Annotated in this window: 22 protein-coding genes; 4 read left to right on the top strand and 18 right to left on the bottom strand. The window is 59.7% G+C overall.

Going from position 1 to position 20,757, the window contains the following annotated elements; all coding sequences use genetic code 11:
- Positions 1 to 18: 18 nt before the first annotated feature.
- The 8 genes from D8U69_RS11650 to D8U69_RS11615 all read right to left on the bottom strand — a co-directional run bounded on the left by D8U69_RS11650 (position 19) and on the right by D8U69_RS11615 (position 6,543).
- A complete protein-coding gene (locus D8U69_RS11650) occupies positions 19 to 273 on the bottom strand; it encodes a YkgJ family cysteine cluster protein (protein ID WP_130904160.1) in 255 nt (84 codons plus the stop codon).
- A gap of 165 nt (positions 274 to 438) precedes the next feature.
- Positions 439 to 906: a hypothetical protein gene (locus D8U69_RS11645; RefSeq protein WP_056856894.1), complete on the bottom strand. Its 468-nt coding sequence runs from the start codon at positions 904 to 906 to the stop codon at positions 439 to 441.
- 99 nt (positions 907 to 1,005) lie between these two features.
- Positions 1,006 to 2,445, bottom strand: coding sequence for a PLP-dependent aminotransferase family protein (locus tag D8U69_RS11640; protein ID WP_020799971.1), 1,440 nt, complete (start codon positions 2,443 to 2,445; stop codon positions 1,006 to 1,008).
- A gap of 203 nt (positions 2,446 to 2,648) precedes the next feature.
- Positions 2,649 to 3,461, bottom strand: coding sequence for an OmpA family protein (locus D8U69_RS11635; protein WP_130904416.1), 813 nt, complete (start codon positions 3,459 to 3,461; stop codon positions 2,649 to 2,651).
- A complete protein-coding gene (locus tag D8U69_RS11630; RefSeq protein WP_056856491.1) occupies positions 3,458 to 3,814 on the bottom strand; it encodes a DUF4398 domain-containing protein in 357 nt (118 codons plus the stop codon). Before D8U69_RS11630 ends, D8U69_RS11635 begins: the two co-directional genes overlap by 4 nt.
- A 9-nt stretch (positions 3,815 to 3,823) precedes the next feature.
- Positions 3,824 to 4,651 carry a transporter substrate-binding domain-containing protein gene (locus D8U69_RS11625; protein WP_056856492.1) on the bottom strand — a complete coding sequence of 276 codons (828 nt, stop codon included), beginning with the start codon at positions 4,649 to 4,651 and terminating at the stop codon, positions 3,824 to 3,826.
- Positions 4,652 to 4,863: 212 nt separating this feature from the next.
- On the bottom strand, positions 4,864 to 5,793 hold the full coding sequence (locus tag D8U69_RS11620; protein WP_130907335.1) for an FAD-binding protein: 930 nt from the start codon (positions 5,791 to 5,793) through the stop codon (positions 4,864 to 4,866).
- Positions 5,794 to 6,543 carry an electron transfer flavoprotein subunit beta/FixA family protein gene (locus D8U69_RS11615; protein ID WP_130907334.1) on the bottom strand — a complete coding sequence of 250 codons (750 nt, stop codon included), beginning with the start codon at positions 6,541 to 6,543 and terminating at the stop codon, positions 5,794 to 5,796. It abuts the gene before it with no gap.
- Positions 6,544 to 7,092: 549 nt separating this feature from the next.
- Here D8U69_RS11615 and D8U69_RS11610 point away from each other — a divergent pair.
- Complete coding sequence (locus tag D8U69_RS11610; protein WP_056855906.1) at positions 7,093 to 8,757, top strand: electron transfer flavoprotein-ubiquinone oxidoreductase; 1,665 nt, start codon at positions 7,093 to 7,095, stop codon at positions 8,755 to 8,757.
- 178 nt (positions 8,758 to 8,935) lie between these two features.
- Here D8U69_RS11610 and D8U69_RS11600 read toward each other — a convergent pair whose 3' ends face one another.
- From D8U69_RS11600 to D8U69_RS11575, 6 genes are all read right to left on the bottom strand, one after another.
- A complete protein-coding gene (locus D8U69_RS11600) occupies positions 8,936 to 9,739 on the bottom strand; it encodes an IclR family transcriptional regulator (protein WP_103405745.1) in 804 nt (267 codons plus the stop codon).
- A gap of 60 nt (positions 9,740 to 9,799) precedes the next feature.
- Positions 9,800 to 11,110, bottom strand: a complete 1,311-nt coding sequence (locus D8U69_RS11595) for an MFS transporter (protein ID WP_056855908.1) — start codon at positions 11,108 to 11,110, stop codon at positions 9,800 to 9,802.
- A 170-nt stretch (positions 11,111 to 11,280) separates the two neighbouring features.
- A complete protein-coding gene (gene dgoD, locus D8U69_RS11590) occupies positions 11,281 to 12,429 on the bottom strand; it encodes a galactonate dehydratase (protein ID WP_056855909.1) in 1,149 nt (382 codons plus the stop codon).
- A gap of 48 nt (positions 12,430 to 12,477) precedes the next feature.
- Entirely contained in the window at positions 12,478 to 13,098 is a 621-nt protein-coding gene (locus D8U69_RS11585) for a 2-dehydro-3-deoxy-6-phosphogalactonate aldolase (protein WP_056855910.1), read from the bottom strand.
- A gap of 19 nt (positions 13,099 to 13,117) precedes the next feature.
- Entirely contained in the window at positions 13,118 to 14,110 is a 993-nt protein-coding gene (locus tag D8U69_RS11580; RefSeq protein WP_130907333.1) for a 2-dehydro-3-deoxygalactonokinase, read from the bottom strand.
- A 244-nt stretch (positions 14,111 to 14,354) separates the two neighbouring features.
- Positions 14,355 to 14,837 carry a GNAT family N-acetyltransferase gene (locus tag D8U69_RS11575; protein WP_056855912.1) on the bottom strand — a complete coding sequence of 161 codons (483 nt, stop codon included), beginning with the start codon at positions 14,835 to 14,837 and terminating at the stop codon, positions 14,355 to 14,357.
- Between the two features lie 162 nt (positions 14,838 to 14,999).
- On the opposite strand from D8U69_RS11575, the gene D8U69_RS11570 reads away from it, so the two are divergent.
- From D8U69_RS11570 to D8U69_RS11560, 3 genes are read left to right on the top strand one after another with little or no spacing between them, the layout of a single operon-like run.
- Positions 15,000 to 15,338, top strand: coding sequence for a hypothetical protein (locus tag D8U69_RS11570; protein ID WP_130907332.1), 339 nt, complete (start codon positions 15,000 to 15,002; stop codon positions 15,336 to 15,338).
- A gap of 40 nt (positions 15,339 to 15,378) precedes the next feature.
- Positions 15,379 to 15,633: a hypothetical protein gene (locus D8U69_RS11565; protein WP_130904420.1), complete on the top strand. Its 255-nt coding sequence runs from the start codon at positions 15,379 to 15,381 to the stop codon at positions 15,631 to 15,633.
- Positions 15,634 to 15,659: 26 nt separating this feature from the next.
- A complete protein-coding gene (locus D8U69_RS11560) occupies positions 15,660 to 16,040 on the top strand; it encodes a Rho termination factor N-terminal domain-containing protein (protein ID WP_130907331.1) in 381 nt (126 codons plus the stop codon).
- Positions 16,041 to 16,106: 66 nt separating this feature from the next.
- On the opposite strand, the gene D8U69_RS11555 is transcribed toward D8U69_RS11560, so the two are convergent.
- The 4 genes from D8U69_RS11555 to D8U69_RS11540 all read right to left on the bottom strand — a co-directional run bounded on the left by D8U69_RS11555 (position 16,107) and on the right by D8U69_RS11540 (position 20,421).
- Positions 16,107 to 17,036, bottom strand: a complete 930-nt coding sequence (locus D8U69_RS11555) for a PfkB family carbohydrate kinase (RefSeq protein ID WP_056855915.1) — start codon at positions 17,034 to 17,036, stop codon at positions 16,107 to 16,109.
- The gene (locus D8U69_RS11550; protein ID WP_130904421.1) at positions 17,029 to 18,495 is read right to left on the bottom strand and encodes a cytosine permease; all 1,467 of its coding nucleotides are present in this window, start codon (positions 18,493 to 18,495) and stop codon (positions 17,029 to 17,031) included. The genes D8U69_RS11555 and D8U69_RS11550 overlap by 8 nt, the downstream gene beginning before the upstream one ends.
- Positions 18,496 to 18,712: 217 nt before the next feature.
- Entirely contained in the window at positions 18,713 to 19,711 is a 999-nt protein-coding gene (locus tag D8U69_RS11545; protein ID WP_130907330.1) for an ADP-ribosylglycohydrolase family protein, read from the bottom strand.
- Positions 19,708 to 20,421 (bottom strand): GntR family transcriptional regulator, encoded by a 714-nt coding sequence (locus D8U69_RS11540; RefSeq protein WP_056855918.1) that lies wholly within the window; start codon positions 20,419 to 20,421, stop codon positions 19,708 to 19,710. The genes D8U69_RS11545 and D8U69_RS11540 overlap by 4 nt, the downstream gene beginning before the upstream one ends.
- Positions 20,422 to 20,757 lie beyond the last annotated feature (336 nt).

The following is a 20,757-nucleotide window of genomic DNA, read 5'->3' as shown; positions in this document are numbered from 1 at the left end:
ATTCCGTTCGTTGACACATTACGCCGCCGTCATCTGCTCCCACCAGCCAATCAGCCTGATCGCTTCTTCACTGCTGCTGCCACACACCTCGACGTCGGCCTCGAAGGCCGAACACACGGCCGGGCGCTCCGGTTTGCCGAAAATATTGCACAGATTGTCGGCAGACAATTGCAGGCAGCGCTCCCCCGCGGCTTTGCCTTGTGGCATTCCGGGAATCGGCGAACTGATGGAAGGGGCAATGCAACAAGCGCCACAGCCCTCACGGCATTTCATGACGACAAGCACCTCACGACGAGCAATGTATAAAAGGACGGGGCACAGAGTAACCGCTAAAACAGTTGTTTTAAATTACCCGTCCATGGGTTTTTACCCGAACGGAGGCGTGACCGCCCAGTCTCCGACAAAGCGTCTGCCCTGCGGGTTGCGAATAGAGTCGACTTATCGCTTGAACTCAAACTCCAGCGCCGCGCCGTCGACTTCATGGCGTACTTCATTACGCAATTGCAACTGCATTTCGTTACTGATCAAACGACCGTTGAGCTGGAACTGGCTGCTTTTGTCACCGAACATTTGTGGTAACACAGGTTCGCGCTTAGGCAACGGCACAGTGCCGACGGGATCAAGCTCCTCAACCATATCCTTGGGCAGGCTTAGATCCAGGTTGGCTGAAGGAAGTTGGGTTTTCACCACTTCACTGGCCTGTTTCGACTTGGATGCAATCGGCGGGCGCTTTTTCACCGCCGCCGTTTTCTTCTGGACCGGTGCAGTTTTTTTCGCGGGCGCCGCTTTTTTCGTTGAAGTGCTCGCTGCCGGCTTTTCTTGAACAGAAGCGGCCAGAACGAATACCGGCTGAGCGCTGATGAACAGGCAGATCAACAAACAGGTGGTAGAAAAAATCGATTTCATGGATCCAACGGCGCACATCGCGCAATCGACAGCGGGGCCATATGCTCTCCTGTTGCAGGCGCCATGACAAGCGTGGGCAGGATTAACCTGCCCGCCACATCAAAAGCCGCCGGCCATCTCCTGGCAAAGCTGTGTGGCCAGCATGCCCAGGGTCATCAATGCGCGCTCGGCCTCGCGGTTCCATGGGATCCCGCAGTTGAGACGGATACAGTGATTGAATTGCTCGGTGTTACTGAAAATCAGCCCCGGCGCGATGCTGATGCCTTGCTGCAACGCACGCACGTGCAATTCCTGGGTGTTGACCCGCCCTGGCAGACTCACCCACAAAATGAAGCCGCCCGTCGGCCGCGTCATTTGCGTGCCCTCGGGGAAGTACTGCTGCACCGCGAGCTGGAAGGCGCTGAGGTTCTTGCGGTACTCCTGGCGGATGTAGCGCAAATGGCGGTCGTAACCGCCATTTTCCAGATAAGCGGCAATGCCCATCTGCGTGACGCTGCAGGCCGAGTGGGTGCTGAATGTCTGCAACCGCTGAATTTCCTGTTGGTACTTGCCGGCGATCATCCAGCCAATGCGCACGCCCGGTGACAGGGTCTTGGAGAAACTCGAACAGTAGATCACCCGATCCAGGCGGTCATAGGCCTTGAGGGATTTGGTGCGCCCCTGTTCGAACATCAATTCGCCGTAGATATCATCCTCGACAATCTGGATATCGAAGTCCGACGCCAGGCGCAGCAGCTGCTTCTGCCGCTCCTCGGGCATGGTGCCACCGAGCGGATTACTCAGGCGGGTGGTCAGTACCAGGGCCTTGATCGACCATTGGTTGGCCGCCAGTTGCAGGGCCTCGAGACTCATGCCGGTGGACGGGTCGCTAGGGATTTCGATGACTTTGAGGCCCAGCAGGTCGGCCAATTGCAACAGACCGTAGTAAGTCGGTGACTCGGCGGCAATCAGATCGCCGGGCCGGGTCAGCACCCGCAGAGACATCTGCAAGGCGTCAACGCAACCGTGGGTGATAACCACTTCCGAAGGATCGACCACCACACCGGCATCGCGCATGCGGATTGCCACCTGTCGGCGTAACGGTTCGAAACCGGGACTGAACATGTAGCTGAACGCGCGAGGACTATGGAATCGGGTGACTTTGGCCAATTGCTGATGCAGTGCCCGTACCGGCAGATAATCGACACTCGGCACAGCGGCGCCCAAAGGGAACACACCTTCGCGGCGCGATTCGACCAACACCTGCTGGATGATACTGCTGCGCGTAACCAGACCCGGACGCTCGACCCGGGCGATATCCGGGGTTGGCGCGGTCAGGGCCGGCGTCTGGTGCACGTAGTAACCGGACTGCGGCCGGGCGCGGATCAGGCCCTGATCCTCGAGATTGGCGTACGCCTGCAAAACCGTGGCATGGCTGACATTGAGCTGCGAGCTCATCTTGCGCACCGAAGGCACGCGCTCGCCGGGTTGATAGACACCACGGCGGATGTCTTCTGCCAGCTGTTGAGCAATACGTTGGTAGAGCAAGAGATTGGTCATGACGCAGCACTCGATTTCACGGGCATTTTATTCTTGTGTGAAACAATACCGGAACAGTTTGGAAGTGTACTGGGACAGTTGTCACAATAGTCGACAGTACAGTGCAGTGTCAGCAAAAACTGTACTGTTTTTGCGGGGTATCTGGCAGGCATAAAAAAACCCGGCGCTGTCTGGCAGGCCGGGCTTTCCAGTAACGCAACCCTTTAGCGGGCGGCGCCGAGCTGGCCCTTTTCGTCGGAGAACACAATTTCCACCCTGCGGTTCTGCGCACGGCCCCTTTCGGAGGCGTTCGCATCTACCGGGTATTCATCGCCATAACCTTCGACTTTGATCCGTTTGTCATCGATGCCCAGGTCCATCAACACATCAGCGACCGATTGCGCACGGTCACGGGACAGCTTGAGGTTTTCCTGTTTGCCGCCGGTACTGTCGGCATAGCCTTCGATGCGCACGACGCGTTTGGGGTTGAGCTGCAGGAACTGCACGATCTTCAACACTACGCGGTTGGCGGAGCTCTTCAGCTCTGCCTGACCGGTATCGAACAGCACATCGCCCAGGGTCATCACCAGGCCACGGTCAGTCTGCGTCGTGGCCAAGGCCACGATCTGCTCTTCAAGCCATTTGCCCTGCTGCTGCACACTGAGCAGCTTGGATTCGCGCAAGGCCAATTGCAGACGCTGACGCTCCAGTTCGAGCTTGGCTGCACGCTCTTCGTTAAGCACCTGATTGGTGTGCTCGCGGGCAATTTCGCTGTAGCGCTGGCTCAGATACGCGTAATGCACCACGTCAGAACCACTGCCCCAGTAAGTGGACAGACGGTCGGCACGTGCCAGGGATTCACCGGCACGAATCACATCCTTGGGCGCGATTCGCAGCACATTGGAGTCTTCCTTGACCTTCTGGAAATCGCTACCGGCCTGCTGCAACGCCGCCTCGCTGTGCTGACCGGCGCAACCGTAGAGGCTCGCGCATCCAGCCAGAATCAAACCACCGAGCACTGTTGACTTGAGGTTCATTGGGCATCTCCCAACTGCTTGCGCAGACGAGTGATGCGGGTGTTGAGTACGTCCAACTGTTCCTCGCTCTTGAGGGTCAAGACCCGAGCCTCAGCCAGACGCGCATCCAGTTCGGCCTGCTCGGCCCGCATCCGCGCATTCTTGTAGGACTGGTCGTCCATGCTGCCCTTGGCTCGCTTGAACTTGTCTTGCGCCAGTTTCATTTCCGGCACGTCGTCGGCCGTTGCGCCCACAGCCTTGGCTTGTTCGAGCGCCTGTTCGGTGAGGCGCATTTGTTCATTCGGCGCCGGATCGGCTGCACAACCCGCCAGAGCCAGAATGGCCAGGGCAGCGAAAAGAGGTCGAATACTCACTAAAAATCCCTACAGTTTTGGGGCGCTGACAGGTTGTTTCTGCCGTTGAGAACGTTGAGCGTTCCAGCGCTCGATATTGCGCAACAGCACAGCCTCCGTCAGCCCGGACGCGGGCAATTCTGTCATCTTTTTGGCCAGCTGTCCGCGCAACCAGGGATCGTTGCATGCCGAGTTATGGGAAACCGCCAGAAACAGCCCGGGTCTGTCGACCGGTTGCGCTCGGCCGATCAGGTCGTTGGCCATGCCCAATGTCTGCGCCATCGCCATGCCGGAGTAACGTCCGGCCAGGACAAATTCCACCTCGCCCAGCAGTAGTTTCTGAAAGGCCTGAGTCAAATTGGCTGTGCGGGTAAGCGTCAATTTCTGCTCGGCAAATGTGCCAAAAGCCTGGGTCAAGCGAGACTTTTCCGACAAAGCGCCAGGATGCCCTTGCAGGTCCTGCACGTCGTTGTAGACCAGTGGCGAATCTTTGCGGGTCCAGACCAGATAATCGTTTTCCAGCAAGGGTGGATGAATGTAATCCAGGGACTCCAGTTCACTGACTGTCAATGGAGCGTCGGCCAGCATATCCATGCGACCACTGCGAACTTCATCCAGCGCCTGTGAACGTTTGCCGGCGTAAAGCACCTCGACCTTGATGCCCAACTCCCCTGCCACTTGCTGCAAAAGATCGACACTTGCGCCGATCAGATGTTTGGGGTTTTCCGGGTCTTGCCACAGATACGGCGGCGCATCGGGGCTACCGGTCACAACCAGGCGCTCGCACTTGCCTGCTGCTACGGACAGCGTGGGCAACAGCGCCAAACCCAGCAAACTCCACGCGAGACGCAGATCCATGGCAATGCACTCCGGTTAAGACCGTTTATATCCTGTAGGAGCGAGCCCGCTCGCGATGGTCTCAAATGCACCGCGTGTATCCAGGATCGCCACGTCATCGTTGACGTCCATCGCGACGGTGCGACGATTCGACAGGCTCGCTTCTACAGGGCAAAAATACAAAAAAAAAGCCCGACCAAACGGTCGGGCTCTTTATAAGTGAAGCGGCCGGATTAGACCAGCTTCTCCAGCTCAGGGATGGCTTCGAACAAGTCCGCCACCAGACCGTAATCGGCCACCTGGAAGATCGGCGCTTCTTCGTCCTTGTTGATCGCAACGATCACTTTGGAGTCTTTCATGCCGGCCAGGTGCTGGATCGCGCCGGAGATACCGACGGCGATGTACAGCTGTGGCGCAACGATCTTGCCGGTCTGGCCGACCTGCATGTCGTTGGGTACGAAACCTGCGTCGACCGCGGCGCGCGAAGCACCAACGGCAGCGCCCAGCTTGTCGGCCAGGGCGTACAGGTGTTTGAAGTTGTCGCCGTTCTGCATGCCGCGGCCGCCGGAAACGACGATCTTGGCAGCGGTCAGTTCCGGACGATCGGACTTGGCCAGCTCTTCGCCGACGAAGCTGGAGATGCCAGCGTCGTGAGCAACAGCAACCGCTTCAACGGCAGCCGAACCACCCTCAGCGGCAACCGGGTCGAAACCGGTGGCACGCACGGTGATCACTTTCACTGCAGCGTTCGATTGAACGGTCGCGATGGCGTTACCGGCGTAGATCGGACGCTTGAAGGTGTCGGCGCTTTCTACCGAAATGATCTCGGAGATCTGGTCAACGTCCAGTGCAGCGGCAACGCGCGGTAGGATGTTTTTGCCGTTGGAAGTGGCGGCAGCCAGGATGTGGCTGTAGCCCTTGCCAAGCTCTGCGACCAGTGGAGCAATGTTTTCCGGCAGCTGATGCGCGTAAGCGGCGTTGTCAGCGTTCAGGACTTTGCTCACGCCTGCGATTTTCGCAGCGGCTTCAGCCACGGCGCCAGCGCCTTGGCCTGCAACCAGCACGTGGATGTCGCCGCCGATTTTGGCAGCGGCAGCAACGGTGTTCAGCGTGGCCGGGGCCAGCACTTTGTTGTCGTGTTCAGCAATAACCAAGATAGTCATTTAGATTACCTTCGCTTCGTTTTTCAGTTTCTCGACCAGTTCAGCCACCGACTTGACCTTGATACCCGCGCTGCGTGCAGCAGGCGCTTCGACTTTCAGGGTCTTGTTGGTGGAGGCGGTGGAAACGCCCAAAGCGTCCGGAGTCAGCGTCTCGAGAGGCTTCTTCTTGGCTTTCATGATGTTTGGCAGGGACGCGTAGCGCGGCTCGTTCAAACGCAGGTCGGTGGTGACGATGGCCGGCAGTTTCAGGGAAACCGTCTGCGCGCCGCCGTCGATTTCGCGGGTCACGGCAACGCTGTCGCCCGACACTTCAACTTTCGATGCGAAGGTGCCCTGACCGTAGCCGCTCAATGCAGCGAGCATCTGGCCAGTCTGGTTGTTGTCGCTGTCGATCGCTTGCTTGCCAAGGATCACCAGCTGAGGCTGTTCCTTGTCGACAACCGCTTTCAACAGTTTGGCAACAGCCAGGGAAGTCAGATCTTCGGCGGATTCGACGAGGATGGCACGGTCGGCACCCAGAGCCAGCGCGGTGCGCAGTTGCTCCTGAGCGGTGGACGGGCCGACGGAGACGACGACGATTTCAGTCGCAACACCCTTCTCTTTCAGGCGTACGGCTTCTTCCACGGCGATCTCGCAGAATGGGTTCATCGACATCTTGACGTTGGCAAGATCGACGCCGGAATTGTCCGCCTTGACGCGAACCTTGACGTTGTAATCCACAACGCGTTTGACAGCTACAAGAACCTTCATGGATTCCTCGTTACTCTCCGGTGAAAAGAAAGTCGCCTAGGCGAACCTGGCGGTTGATGCTCATCGGGCGCAAGGGCACCTCCAAAAACGCCGGCAAAAAGTGTCAAGTGAGCATCGCTCACGATGTAGATGACCGTTCGTCAGCAGTGACTGACGAGTCATTCAATATCGCGGCGTGTAAACTGCGCGCCAATCCCGCGCGGCGCATCACTTGCCCAGGCCATCGCCCTGTCTTTAGAGGTGCTCTTGAAACCAACATTCAGCCTACGGCGAGCGCAAAACCGCCCGTATCTTGACCGGAACACCTATTCCGGTCAATACGGCAAAATAGCCGTTCATAAGCCGCGTGACTTTGATTTCTCTGGGTTTGAGCCATTTCAAACAAACGTTTGTATTGGACCCTGAGAGTGGTGTAGATATAATGCGCCACCCAAAGAGAAAGGTGGTCACTCGATTGTCCTCTCCCGACGTTACGCCGGGATTCAAGGATGCGACACCTAACCTCCAAAATTAGAAAAAAACTGTTGAGCCTTGAGTAGGAGATAGCCTGTGGAACGCGAATACATGGAATTCGACGTGGTCATCGTCGGTGCCGGCCCCGCTGGTCTTTCCGCCGCCTGCCGCTTGAAGCAGAAGGCTGCGCAAGCCGGTAAGGAAATCAGCGTCTGCGTGGTCGAAAAAGGCTCCGAAGTCGGTGCTCACATTCTCTCCGGTGCCGTGTTTGAACCACGCGCCCTGAACGAACTGTTCCCGGACTGGAAAGAACTCGGCGCGCCGCTGAACACGCCCGTCACCCGCGACGACATCTTCGTTCTCAAGAACGCTGAAAGCGCGCAGAAAATTCCTGACTTCTTTGTGCCCAAGACTATGCACAACGAAGGCAACTACATCATCTCCCTGGGCAACCTGTGCCGCTGGCTGGCCCAGCAGGCCGAGAACCTCGGGGTGGAAATCTACCCGGGCTTCGCGGCTCAGGAAGCGTTGTTCGATGAAAACGGCGTGGTTCGCGGGATCATCACCGGTGACCTGGGCGTTGACCGCGAAGGTCAGCCCAAAGAAGGCCTGTACACCCCGGGGATGGAACTGCGTGGCAAATACACGCTGTTCGCCGAAGGCTGCCGTGGCCACATCGGCAAGCAACTGATCAAGCGTTTCAATCTGGACAGCGATGCCGACGCCCAGCACTACGGCATCGGCCTGAAAGAAATCTGGGAAGTCGACCCGGCCAAGCACCAGCCAGGCCTGGTGGTGCACACCGCCGGTTGGCCGATGGACATCATGGGCACCGAAAACACCGGTGGCTCCTTCCTCTATCACCTGGAAAACAACCAGGTGGTCGTTGGCCTGATCGTCGATCTTTCCTACAGCAACACCTTCCTGTCGCCGTTCGACGAGTTCCAGCGCCTCAAGCATCACCCGGTGCTCAAGCAGTACCTGGAAGGCGGCAAGCGCATCAGTTACGGCGCGCGTGCGATCTGCAAGGGCGGCCTGAACTCGCTGCCGAAAATGGTCTTCAAGGGCGGTGCGCTGATCGGTTGCGACCTCGGCACCCTGAACTTCGCCAAGATCAAAGGCAGCCACACGGCGATGAAGTCCGGCATGCTCGCGGCGGAATCCGTGGCGGACGCCCTGTTCGCCGACAAGGACGGCACCGAAGAGCTGACCACTTACGTGGATGCGTTCAAGAACAGCTGGCTGCACGAAGAACTGTTCGCCAGCCGTAACTTCGGCCCGGCGATCCACAAGTTCGGCGCTATTGTCGGCGGTGGTTTCAACTGGCTGGACCAGAACATTTTCGGTGGCAAACTGCCGTTCACCCTGCACGACACCAAGCCGGATTATGCGTGCCTCAAGCTGGCGGCCGACTGCAAGAAGATCGACTACCCGAAACCGGACGGCAAGATCAGCTTCGACAAACTGAGCTCGGTGTTCATCTCTGGCACCAACCATGAAGAAGAACAACCGTGCCACCTGAAGCTGACCGATCCGAGCATCCCGATCAGCAAGAACCTGCCGCTGTACGATGAGCCTGCCCAGCGTTACTGCCCGGCCGGCGTGTACGAAGTGATCACCAAGGAAGACGGCGAGAAGCGCTTCCAGATCAACGCCCAGAACTGCGTTCACTGCAAGACCTGCGACATCAAGGATCCTGCACAGAACATCACCTGGGTGACGCCGGAAGGCGCTGGCGGCCCGACTTATCCGAACATGTAAGCCGAACCGCGAACATCAAGGCTCCCGAAACGGGGGCCTTTTTGTTGCCTGCGATCCAGGGCATAACACCACTCCCTGTGGGAGCTGGCTTGCCAGCGATGACGGTTCATCATTCAACATTGCCGTCGACTGACCCACCGCTATCGCGGGCAAGCCCGCTCCTACAGGGGGAATGTGTTTAAACCTTGAGGCCAAGCTCCGCCGACAGCCGCGCTGTAACGCCTTTGATCAGAGGAATCAGCTCGGCCATTTTTTCCAGCGGCATGTAGGGGACGGTGCTGGCAATGCTGATGCCGGCGACGATGCGTTTGCTGGCATCACGAATCGGCGCGGCCACGCAGCGGATCGAGGGTTCGTTGTCTTCCAGGTCGAACGCGTAACCACCGGCAACGTACTCGATCATGCGCTGCTGAAATTGCTCCCAGGATTGCTCCGGATGCTGCGGCCAGAACTGATTTTTCCCACCCGCAGGCAAGCTGACTTCGTACAGCCGTTGCCACTCTTGCGGCGTGTCGTCGAGCATCAGCGCCTTGCCGATCCCGGTGCGCGCCAACGGCATGCGATGGCCGACCCGCGAGCGCATTTCCGGGCCGTTGCGCCCCGGATTCTTGTGCAGGTACAACACCTCGTCGCCTTCACGGATCGCCAGGTGAATGGTGTCGCCGGTCAACGCCGACAACTCATCCAGATACGGCCCGGCCAGGGTCACCAGCGGCAACTCTTCGCGCGCCTGGAATCCCAGCTCGATCAGCTTCGGCCCCAATAGATATCCGACTTGCGGCACCACCCGCAGGTAACGCTCGTCCACCAGGCAACTGGCCAGGCGATGAGTGGTGCTGCGCGTGGTGCCAATCAAGCGGGCGATTTCCTTGAGATCGCGGGCGCCGCTGGCCACGGCCTGGACCACACCCAAACCGCGAAGCAGTGTCTGGGTGCCGGTCGGTGCGGCGTCCTTGGCGATTTTTGGGGCGTCTTCCTGCATATCCAGCCTTTACCGTTGAGCGAGTGAACGGGCGGCATTATGGTCGCCCGGATGGCACGACTACAACTTGATACGCTCGACCTTGCCCACCAGCAAGATGTAGGACAGCGCTCCCATCAATGCCAGTACCGAAATGTAGGTGATCGCCGGAGCAAAGGAATCACCGCTGGCGAGGAAGCCGATCACGATAGGCGTGGCGATGGCCGACAGGTTGCCGATGAAGTTGAACACGCCACCGGTCAATCCCAGCAAGCGGGCCGGCGCCAGCGTCGACACCAGCGACCAGGTGATCGAAGCCAGACCGTTGCCGAAAAAGGCCAATGCCAGGAACGCAATCACCAGCGGCGTCGATTCGACGAAGTTGGCGCCGATGATCGACGTGGAAATCAGCAGGCCACTGATGATTGGCAACTTGCGGGCGAAACCGACGCTGTAGCCACGGCGGATCAAAAAGTCGGAGAAGAAACCGGAACACAACACGCCGACGAACGCCGCCAGAAAAGGCAGCGATGCCAACAGACCGGACTTGATGAAGTCCATGCCGCGATATTTCACCAGGTAGGTCGGGAACCACGTCAGGAAAAACCACAACGTCGAATTGAGGCAGAACTGGCCAAGGTAAATGCCCCAGAGTTTGCGCTTGCTCAAGACAATACCAAGGTCGGCCCAACTGAATTTGGCCTTGACCTTGGCTTGTTCGGCCTGGATATCCACCAGCCCGCCGCCTTCGCGGATCAGATCGATTTCAGCCTGGTTGGCGCCTTTGAAATCCCGTGGTTCGCGATACACCGCGTACCAGATCACCGCCCAGAGAATGCCCACTGCACCTGTGGTGACGAACACCATGTGCCAGCCGAATTCATGCTGGAGCCAGGCCAGCACTGGCGTCAGGAATGCCAGGCCGACAAACTGTCCCGAGGTGTAGAAGCCGATGGCCGTGGCGCGTTCGCGCTCGGGGAACCAGGTGGTGACCACGCGGCTGTTGATCGGATAGGCCGGTGCTTCGAGAGCACCGACGGCCATGCGCAGGACGAACAGCGCAATGAAGCTGCCAGCGAACCCGAGCATCACCGTGGCAATCGACCACAGCAGCAAAGCGGCGGTGTAGAGGATTCGCGGCGGTACCCGGTCCACCAGCCAGCCGCCGGGGATTTGCATGGCGGCGTAGGTCCAGCCGAACGCGGAGAAAATCAGGCCGACGTGAATCGGATCGATGCCCAGGTCGCTGGTCAGCGCCGGAGCGGCAATCGACAGGTTGCTGCGGTCCAGGTAGTTGATCACCACGGTGATGAACAGCAGCACCATGATGAAAAAACGCTTGCGGCTGGGCGCCGCCAACGACGCCTGCCCGGTAAGGGTTTGCGGTTGCATGGGGAGTGCCTCTTTTTATGTTTATTGAGGTCGGCCTGTGGCCTTGCACTGAACCCTGTGGGAGCTGGCTTGCCAGCGATAGCGGTGGATCTGTCACATCACTGTTGAATGTGCGGCCGTCATCGCTGGCAAGCCAGCTCCCACAGGTTTACTGGTGATTCAGGAGGTGATCACCACTCGGCGAAACTGCCATCGGCATGGCGCCAGATCGGGTTGCGCCAGCGGTGACCGACGGCGGCGCGTTCGATCACGTACTCCTCGTTGATCTCGATGCCCAGGCCCGGGCCATTGGGGATCTTCACGAAGCCTTTGTCGTAGTCGAACACCCGTGGGTCTTTGATGTAGTCGAGCAGGTCGTTGCTCTCGTTGTAATGGATGCCCAGGCTTTGTTCCTGGATGAACGCGTTGTAGCAAACAGCGTCCAGTTGCAGGCACGCCGCCAGGGCAATCGGGCCGAGCGGGCAATGCAGCGCCAGCGCCACGTCGTAGGCCTCGGCCATGTTGGCGATCTTGCGGGTTTCGGTGATGCCGCCAGCATGGGACGCATCCGGCTGAATGATGTCAACGTAGCCTTCGCTGAGCACACGCTTGAAATCCCAGCGTGAGAACAGCCGCTCGCCGAGGGCAATCGGTGTGCTGGTCAGCGGTGCCAGTTCCTTCAGCGCTTCGTAGTTTTCGCTGAGCACCGGCTCTTCGATGAACATCAGCTTGTACGGATCAAGCTCCTTCATCAGTACCTTGGCCATTGGCTTGTGCACGCGGCCATGGAAGTCGACGCCGATGCCGACGTTCGGGCCGACCGCGTCACGCACGGCGGCGACATTGGCCAGGGCCAGGTCGACTTTCTCGAAGGTGTCGAGAAATTGCAGCTCTTCGGTGCCGTTCATTTTCACTGCAGTGAAACCACGGCTGACCGCTTCCTTGGCTGCTCGCGCGGTGTCTGCCGGACGGTCACCACCGATCCACGAATACACGCGGATCTTGTCCCGAACCTGGCCACCCAGCAGATCGCTGACCGACACGCCCAGCGCCTTGCCCTTGATGTCCCACAACGCCTGATCGATACCGGCCAGGGCACTCATGTGAATCGCCCCGCCCCGGTAAAAACCGCCGCGATAGAGCACGGTCCAGATGTCTTCGATGTTGCGCGGATCCTTGCCGATCAGGTAATCGGACAATTCTTCAACGGCAGCCGCCACCGTGTGAGCACGACCTTCGACCACGGGCTCGCCCCAGCCGGTCACGCCCTCGTCGGTTTCAACCTTGAGGAAGCACCAGCGCGGTGGAACGATGAAAGTGGTCAGTTTGGTGATTTTCATCTGATTGTCTCTCTTGTTAGATGCAGCGCTCGCAGCGCCAAAAAAGTCTTAGCGAAGGGCTTTCCAGGCAGTGACATAGGCCTTGGCATTGGCCGCCACTTGCTCCGGGGTCATGCCCGGTTTGAACAGGCCCGAACCGAGGCCGAAACCTTTGACGCCCGCGTCGATGAACGCCTGCATGTTGTCCGGGGTAATCCCGCCGACGGGCAACAGGACGGTTCCGGCCGGCAGCACCGCGAGCCAGGCTTTGACGACTGCCGGCCCCATCTGCTCGGCCGGGAACATTTTCAGCACGTCCGCGCCTTCAGCCAGTGCCGCGAACGCTTCGGTCGGTGTAGCGACGCCCGGTGACAGGTACAGCCCGGCTGATTTCGCTGCGCGCAGGACTTTCGGGTCGCTGTGGGGCATGACGATCACCTGCCCGCCCGCCGCTTTCACCTGCTCGACCTGTTCCGCAGTCAGCACTGTCCCCGCACCAATCAGGCAATCGGCGGGCAAGGTATCGCGCAGGATGCGAATGCTTTCGTACGGCACAGGAGAGTTGAGCGGGACCTCGATAACCCGGAAACCGGCGGCGTACAGGACTTCCCCGATGGCGGCCGCTTCTTGCGGATGCAGGCCGCGCAGGATCGCGATCAGACCGTTTTGCGCCAGTGCTTGTTTGAGCATGTCAGGACTCCAGTCAGGTTTAACGGATTGGGTTGGGCCGGATCAGGCCGGCGGCCAGCGCCAATTGCCACAACCCGCGTTCGGTGGCCTGCTCGGCCAGGGACACTCGGGCAAAGCCGCAAGCGTCGAGGGCGCGGCTATAACGAGTGCAGAGTTGGGAATTGCCGATGAGGATGATTGATGGCAGATGCACGCTGTTGCGACGACGCCGTTGAGCATTGGCCAGGGCCGACAGTTCATGGCCGATCAACAGGCCGGACAGATAATCCGGTTGCGCCGCAGCGCTCAGCTCGCCGGTCAATCCGAGGCTGCGGGCGCTGAACAAAGTCGACAGCACGCCGATCTCACCGTCCGCCGACAACGCGACCTGCACCCCGCGATCGAACGCAGCGCCATCAAACGCGCAGCCGCGCTGTTGGGTGCGCCCCAGGATGCTGTGTTCGCTGAGTACGGCGAAGACTTCACCGGTCATGAAGGTATCGAAGTGCACGATGCAGCCATCGGTAACTTCCACCCATTTTGAATGGCTGCCTGGCAGGCCGATCAACAGTCCGGCGCCCGCCTCGTCCGCCAGCGTTTGCAGAACACCGAGTACCTGGGTTTCTTCGCCACGCATCACGTTTGGCGGGCGCGAGCGTTGAATCACGCCCGGCACAATATGCACATCGACACCGCGCAGACTGCGCACGGTTTGCAGGGAAGTTCCGAGATTGGCGACATTCGCCGGCGTATCGCAGTAGGCCGCTTCACGCCAGCCCTGGGCGCTCCCGACCATCCCGCAGGCTATCACCGGCAAATCTGGCTGAGCATCGAGCCAGTCGCCGCAAGCCTCGTCAAAAGCCAGTTCAAAACCGTCGGTGCATTCACGACCGTTGATGAGTCGCGGCGCCTTGGGCAACTGCATGATCCCCGACGACAGCGAGCGCTGTTCAAGGACCTGGCCGCCTTCGGCAAGTTTGTAAGCACGTAATGAGGTTGTCCCCCAATCGAGCGCGATCAATTGCGCCAGCATCGCTTCACCTGTTTTGTTTTTTGGCAGTGAGTGAGCGGGACTATAAACCTTGGCGCAGGCAAATCTCAATATATAAATATCAATCCCATATATTGGAACAACACCAAAAAAAAACCATCGCCTGCGACAGCCTCCTGTAGGAGCATGCCTGCTGGCAATGGTCGTCAACGATAATGGGGGAAGCCTGAAACCCTGTGGTGTTTGCGATTTTTTCGCGAGCAGGCTCGCGCCTACAGAGAGCGGTTCAATTACCTTCGGCGAACTCTCTCAACACCTTCCCATCCATCCGATAGCGAACCCATTCCTCCTGCGGCTGCGCACCCAGGGATTTGTAGAAATCGATGGCGGGGGTGTTCCACTCCAGCACGCTCCACTCAAAACGGCCGCAGTCATTGGCACAGGCGATTTTGGCCAGATGGCGCAACAACGTCTTGCCCGCCCCGCCACCACGCTGCTCGGGGGTGATGTAGAGGTCTTCGAGGTACAGGCAGTTGCTGCCCAGCCACGTGGAGTAGCTGAAGAAGAACACCGCGAAGCCGATCGGCAAGCCATCGCGCAGGCAGATCAGACCATGGGCCGTTGCGCCTTCGCTGAACAGACTGCGCTCGATGTCGGCGACGCTGGCGATGACTTCATGGCGGGCACGTTCGTAGTCGGCCAGTTCAGTGATGAACGCGAGAATTTGCGGCGCATCGCTGGGGGTCGCCGGGCGGATTTCGATCGTCATGGACGTGCCTTGTCAGAAGTGGAAAACGCCATACTAAGTCGGTGAGTGATTTGTGGCGAGACATCGCAACCGGGCTGAACCGTTCGTCGTTCATCAGGCACCAATCAGAAACAGGGGCGGACCAACATCAGGTAAGGACTCTAAATCAATGGAGACACCACCATGATCATGTCCAGGCTGCCCGCTCTAGCCTTTGCTGCCCTGCTCTCCCCGTTCGCTGTCGCTGCGACCACCGCGTCCGGCACCGGCCCGACCAATCCGGGCGAACCGCCCAAGGCTCCCGCCATCCAAAGCGCCCCCGGCATGAACACCAACGGTACGGGCGTCGACGACAGCCTGCCGCCGTCCACGGGTACTGACCCACGGACTCAAGGCAACGATATGGGCCGCCAGGGCGGCCTGAACCTGCCGGACACCAAAACACCCGACAACGCCGGCCCCGGCGTTGGCTCGAAAACCACCACCGGTGGCTCAGGCTCCGAAGGTGGAGTGAGCCAGTAAGTTCGCCGCAAGACCTACCCATCGCCATGAAGAGGTAACCATGAACGTCGATAAAAACCTGGAAAAAGAAGTCCTCACCCGCCTGCTGCACGCCCATCCAAGCGGACTGGGCAAGGAGGTCCTGGACAATTACCGGGGGGAGAAAGTCGTGGCCAGCACCCTCGCCGAATTGCAGGACCGCGGCTTGATCCAGCACGGCAATGTGCAGTGCAACGAAGCCGGCGAACACTCGTTGAACCTGCCGATCAAACTCAGCGCCGCTGGCGTTGAGGCCGCACGCAAACTGGATGTCTGAATGACTCTGAAGCCAGGAGAAATCCCATGCCTCGTGGAAGCAAAGACAAATACACCGCCGAGCAAAAACGCAAGGCCGAACACATCGAAGACAGCTACGAAAACAAAGGTGTGTCCAAGGACGAAGCCGAAGCTCGTGCCTGGGCAACCGTGAACAAACAGTCCGGCGGCGGAGAAAGGGCTGGCGGTTCCGGGCGCAAGAAACCGGCCAGTGCGAAGGCTGAAGATCGCAAGGAGTCATCGCGGCGCGCAGTGGCGAGTCGTGAAGGTCATTCGCGTAACAGCAAAGTTTCTCGCGATACCCAGACTGTGGACAGCCTCATGAAAGAAGCCCGGGCGAAAGACATTCCCGGGCGCTCGTCAATGCGCAAGCAGGAGTTGATCGAGGCGTTGCGCAAGGCTGGTTAAGGCTGGTTTATGTTTTTATTTGAAGGCCCGATCGCTAGCAGCTAGCCTGCTGGCGATCGCGACGGATCAGCCGCCGAAAGTATTACGGATCAACGCATCCACCTCTGTAGACCCGGGCGACGTCGCAGGCCCCCAGCGTGTGACCGCCAATGCCGCCGCCGCATTGGCCCGACGCGCCGCCTCCTGTGCGTCCAACCCCTGGGCCAATCCGGCGATGAACACTCCCGCATGAGCATCACCGGCACCGTTGCTGTCCACGGCCTCGACCTTGAATCCCGGCACATGCCTGTGCTCGGAACCCTGGTTGATCCAGCAGCCATTCGGCCCATCACGCACCACCATCAGCACATCCTGCGGTAGATAGCCGACCAGTCGATCCAGTGCCTGAGCAATATCCGCAGCGCCGGTAATCTTCAGTGCTTCGACGCTGTTGCTGGTCCACACGTCGATGCGCGGCAGCAACGCCTGCATCAGCGGCTCATCAGGTGAATCCACCAGTGGCCCCGGATCGAACACCACGTTGACACCTTTCGGCAGCGCAAGCACCCAGTCCACCAACGGTTGCGCCTTGCCCACATGCAGCAGGCTGTAGCCGCTGACGTAGACAAAATCGCCCGCCTCGGCCGGGACACTGGCCAAATCCTCGGCGCTCAATTCGCCTTCGGCGCCGATGTAGGACACGAAACTACGCTCGGCCGAGGCGTCCGTAATCGCGACGCACAACCCGGTATCACGTTCGGCCGGATCTGTAATGCCGATACGGATGCCTTCCGCGCTCATGGCGTCGCGGGCCAGATCACCGAAACGCCCGGTGCCGTGTCGCCCGAGGTACACCACCGGCAATCCGTTGCGCTGCGCGGCGGCCATTACATTAAACCCGCCGCCGGCTTCGAAACTGGCGGATTGCGCTAATACGTCACCCCCTGCTTGCGGCAATTTATCCACGGCCATCACCAGGTCGATGATGACCTGGCCGGTGTGCAGCATCTTAGGCATGAGCATTCTCGGTAAGCGCGGCGCGACGGTCTTTCGCCCCACCGAGTACAAAATAAATCCCGCCAGCCACGACAAAAGTCACGATCCAGCCGAGGCCGTTGTGCCCCAGCCACGAGTCGGACAGGAAGCCCTTGAACCAGACATTTTCGGCCGTGGTGCCGATGGTGGTGAAGCTGAAACCGAGCACGATGGCGATGGCCCACGCGCTGAATGCGCGCCATTCCACACCGCCGCGATACCAATAAGCGCTGCTCGGGCTGACATCCAGCAAGTCCTTGGGACTGTAGTAATGCCGATGAATCAGGTCGACCACAAAGATCCCGACCCATGCCGTGATCGGCACCGCCAGCAAAGAAATGAAGGTAATGAACGGGCCGTAGAAACTGTCGGCGATCAGCATGAAGTAAATCGAGCCAGCAAAGATCGCGACGATGTCGACCACCACGGCGTAGACGCGCTTGACCTTGAGCCCGAGCGTCAGCGTGGTCAAACCGGCGGAATACACCGACAGATTGTTCGACAGCAGCAAGCCACCAAAAGCAGTGATCAGGTACGGCACGGCCATCCAGGTCGGCAGCATGTCGCGGATCGCGATGATCGGGTCAGTAGCCTGGGCCAAGTCATTGTTGCCCACCGACAGCAGGCCGCCGAGGGTGATCAGCAGCACCAGCGGAATCCCCGCACCGAATGCCGCCGAAGCCACCAGGCGTACGGCTTTGACGCTGCGGTGCTGATAGCGCGACATGTCCGCACCGGCATTGGCCCAACCGATCCCGGTGCCGGCCGCCATGGTGCCGATGCCGATGATCATCGCGCTGATCGGCGCAGGCGTAGCGTTGAACACCGCGCTCCAGTCGATGGTGGCGCAGAGGAAGCCGCCGACCAGAATATTCAGCGCGCCGAAGACGTAGGTCGCCCATTTCTGAATGACCAGCAATGTCGCATGACCGAGGCCGGACACCGACAAGGTCAACAAGACGAAAATCGCGATGAACAGCAGCGTCAGCGCAGGCGCACTTTTCGCTTCCACCGGCGAGCCGAACAGGATCGAGCACAGTGAGAGCAGCACGAACGCGGCGGTGGTGGTGTTGACGGTTTCCCAGCCCAGCCGCGACATCAGCGAAACCAGGGTCGGGCCGATATTGCCGCGTACGCCGAAGATCGCTCGCGACAAGGTCAGGCTCGGTGCGCGGCCGCGACGACCGGCGATCGAGATGATGCCGACCACCGCAAATGAACCGGCGGCGCCGAGGATCGCAACGATGATTGCCTGCCAGATCGCCAAACCGCGAAAGGCCACGAGGGTCGCACCCAATGGCAGGCCGAGGATGGAAATGTTGGCGGCAAACCAGACCCAGAACAGTTGCAACGGATGACCATTGCACTCGGATTCCGGCACCGGTTCGATGCCGCGTGTTTCCAGTTGCCCGGCACTTTGCCCGGCGTTTGATGAACTCATGAAAAATGCTCCTGTTGCCATTTTTGTGGTTGTGGGCAAATCGGATATCGACACTACAGCCCTGTGGCGAGGGAGCTTGCTCCCGCTGGGCCGCGAAGCGACCCCAAGACCTGCGACAGTAGTGAAGCAGGCACACCGAGTCGTCAGCGTTTACGACTGCTGCGCAGCCGAGCGGGAGCAAGCTCCCTCGCCACAGAATATCGGCTTGATCCAAAAATCAGCGCAGAACCAGCAGCCCTTGCACCAAAGGCTCAAGCTCCAGATCATTGACGACCTTGACCTTGTCGATCATCTCGACCGGCCAACTCTCAAGGCCCAGGCAGGCCCCAAGCATCGCGCCGAGAATCGCTGCGATGGTGTCGGTGTCACCGCCAAGGCTGGCGGCCATGCACAACGCTTCGAAGGCATTCATTTCGCCGATGGCCACCTGCTGGGCCAGGGCAAACGACACCACCACCGACTCCTGCGAAGCCACCGACGTACCGATCACGTCGTACATCAGATCCGCCAGCAGCGCTTTGTCGCTGTCAACGCTGATGCTCCGCGCCCAACTGATGCGCGAGGCAATGCGTCCGCCGGCGACCCAGTGACCATGGGTTTCTGCTTGCTGGGCGATTTGCTGACCGAGGTTCAATGCTTCGCCCAGGTCCATGCCATTGATCCCGGCGGACACCACCGCCGCCACCGCCGCCGCGCTTGAAATCCCCAGCGTGGTGTTGTGGGTGACCTGGCAGGCCTGCACGACCGCTTCAATGAAACGCTGCGGATCGACAACATCCGCCGCGATCCCGACCGGCGTAATGCGCATCGCCGCGCCATTGGTGGTGCCGTAGCGCCCCGCCTCTTCCGGTGAATGACCCGCGAGGATCATCTCGATGGCGCGCTTGGTCGAAGGACCGAGCAGATCCTGCGAGCCCTTGGCCTGCATCACCGCTTCCCAATCGATCAAGCGCTGGGCAAGCACCGACGGTTCGATGCGACCTTCGCCCTCGATCAGCAACTGGCCGACCAGGATAGCCTGTTCGGTGTCATCGGTGATCGAGCCTTTGGGCATGTTGGCGGCGATCGGTTGATCTGGGCCGGCATCTTCAAGGTCAGTGATTTGGCCAAAACGCGCCTGGATTGCAGCACGACTCAACGATTGCGTCGGCATGCCCAGGGCATCGCCCAAAGCCAGACCGTAGAACGCGCCCAAGGCACGGTTGAGCGCAGTCATTTCGACGTTCCAAATTGCAGGTGCAGACGGAAATGCACAGGGTCGAGCAAACTTTCCACTTGCTCCATGAAGCGGTTCTGTCGGTCGTAAGTTGTACGCAGCGCCTTGAGAAAGACCGTGCCGACCGGGCGCCCCAGCAACTCGGCATCCAGTTCATTCAATGGTTCGGCGCCGATCCATTGATCGCCACGCTCACCGATGTAGCCATAGGCAGCCAGGGTGATGGTCAGGGAATTGTCGATCAGACCGACCCGCGGCAGGCTTTCCAGGCCTCCGGTGGCGGGCATTAGCGAGCGTTCGAGGGAAACCAGCGTACCGTCGTTGGAACGGCGGCGACGGTCGAGCGTGATGAATTGGTCAGTGCCGAACCGCGACAGCAGGTCGGGGCGAGTCACCGCCTCCAGCCGCAGCACCTCGGTATTGACCAGCGCTCCGCTATCGGCCAGGGCTTGGGCCCAGCCGCTGCGCTGGTCGAGGACCACACCGTCAAAGGTGACGATGGAACCCACCCCGCTTTGCGTCGCGATGTAATTGCGCCGTTTCAGTTCGGCCAGGGCTTCACGCAAAGTGCCGCGGCTGACTTTGAATTCTTGAGCCAACTGATGCTCACCCGGCAACTGAAAACCGTCCTCGAGGAGGCCGCTTTCGATGCGCCGGATGAGTTCGTCGACCACCCGTTGTTTCTTGTCAAATCGAACCTGTCTAATCATGTACAAAGTGATAACCGAAACCGGTTCGGGCGGGCAAGGAAAATTTATCGATCCAGACGGAAGGATCACAGAACCGTGGCGAGGGAGCTTGCTCCCGCTCGGCTGCGCAGCAGTCGTAAGCCCGGAAAGTGCGGTCTACCAGACTCACCGCGACAAGCGCTTTTGGGGCCGCTTCGCTGCCCAGCGGGAGCAAGCTCCCTCGCCACAAAAGCTCTCTACTACAAAGGAATCAGCACTGTGATGATCGTTCCCACGCTCTGCGTGGGAATGATTGGCCCACAGAACCGTGGCGAGGGAGCTTGCTCCCGCTCGGCTGCGCAGCAGTCGTAAGCCCGG

Source organism: Pseudomonas sp. Sample_16 (assembly GCF_004307665.1).
In the GTDB taxonomy this organism is placed as follows: domain Bacteria; phylum Pseudomonadota; class Gammaproteobacteria; order Pseudomonadales; family Pseudomonadaceae; genus Aquipseudomonas.
The sequence above is the reverse complement of the archived record's forward strand: the minus strand, read 5'-3'. Positions and strand labels throughout refer to the sequence as shown.

Coding starts and splice junctions, on each gene's coding strand:
- D8U69_RS11620 (WP_130907335.1), bottom strand. CDS start 5,793: ATGACTATCTTGGTTATTGCTGAACACGACAACAAAGTGCTGGCCCCG.
- D8U69_RS11600 (WP_103405745.1), bottom strand. CDS start 9,739: ATGCAGGAAGACGCCCCAAAAATCGCCAAGGACGCCGCACCGACCGGC.
- D8U69_RS11545 (WP_130907330.1), bottom strand. CDS start 19,711: ATGACTGCGCTCAACCGTGCCTTGGGCGCGTTCTACGGTCTGGCTTTG.
- D8U69_RS11550 (WP_130904421.1), bottom strand. CDS start 18,495: ATGAGTTCATCAAACGCCGGGCAAAGTGCCGGGCAACTGGAAACACGC.
- D8U69_RS11645 (WP_056856894.1), bottom strand. CDS start 906: ATGAAATCGATTTTTTCTACCACCTGTTTGTTGATCTGCCTGTTCATC.
- D8U69_RS11640 (WP_020799971.1), bottom strand. CDS start 2,445: ATGACCAATCTCTTGCTCTACCAACGTATTGCTCAACAGCTGGCAGAA.
- dgoD (WP_056855909.1), bottom strand. CDS start 12,429: ATGAAAATCACCAAACTGACCACTTTCATCGTTCCACCGCGCTGGTGC.
- D8U69_RS11635 (WP_130904416.1), bottom strand. CDS start 3,461: ATGAACCTCAAGTCAACAGTGCTCGGTGGTTTGATTCTGGCTGGATGC.
- D8U69_RS11540 (WP_056855918.1), bottom strand. CDS start 20,421: ATGATTAGACAGGTTCGATTTGACAAGAAACAACGGGTGGTCGACGAA.
- D8U69_RS11615 (WP_130907334.1), bottom strand. CDS start 6,543: ATGAAGGTTCTTGTAGCTGTCAAACGCGTTGTGGATTACAACGTCAAG.
- D8U69_RS11565 (WP_130904420.1), top strand. CDS start 15,379: ATGAACGTCGATAAAAACCTGGAAAAAGAAGTCCTCACCCGCCTGCTG.
- D8U69_RS11585 (WP_056855910.1), bottom strand. CDS start 13,098: ATGCTCAAACAAGCACTGGCGCAAAACGGTCTGATCGCGATCCTGCGC.
- D8U69_RS11580 (WP_130907333.1), bottom strand. CDS start 14,110: ATGCTGGCGCAATTGATCGCGCTCGATTGGGGGACAACCTCATTACGT.
- D8U69_RS11625 (WP_056856492.1), bottom strand. CDS start 4,651: ATGGATCTGCGTCTCGCGTGGAGTTTGCTGGGTTTGGCGCTGTTGCCC.
- D8U69_RS11570 (WP_130907332.1), top strand. CDS start 15,000: ATGATCATGTCCAGGCTGCCCGCTCTAGCCTTTGCTGCCCTGCTCTCC.
- D8U69_RS11650 (WP_130904160.1), bottom strand. CDS start 273: ATGAAATGCCGTGAGGGCTGTGGCGCTTGTTGCATTGCCCCTTCCATC.
- D8U69_RS11575 (WP_056855912.1), bottom strand. CDS start 14,837: ATGACGATCGAAATCCGCCCGGCGACCCCCAGCGATGCGCCGCAAATT.
- D8U69_RS11555 (WP_056855915.1), bottom strand. CDS start 17,036: ATGCCTAAGATGCTGCACACCGGCCAGGTCATCATCGACCTGGTGATG.
- D8U69_RS11595 (WP_056855908.1), bottom strand. CDS start 11,110: ATGCAACCGCAAACCCTTACCGGGCAGGCGTCGTTGGCGGCGCCCAGC.
- D8U69_RS11560 (WP_130907331.1), top strand. CDS start 15,660: ATGCCTCGTGGAAGCAAAGACAAATACACCGCCGAGCAAAAACGCAAG.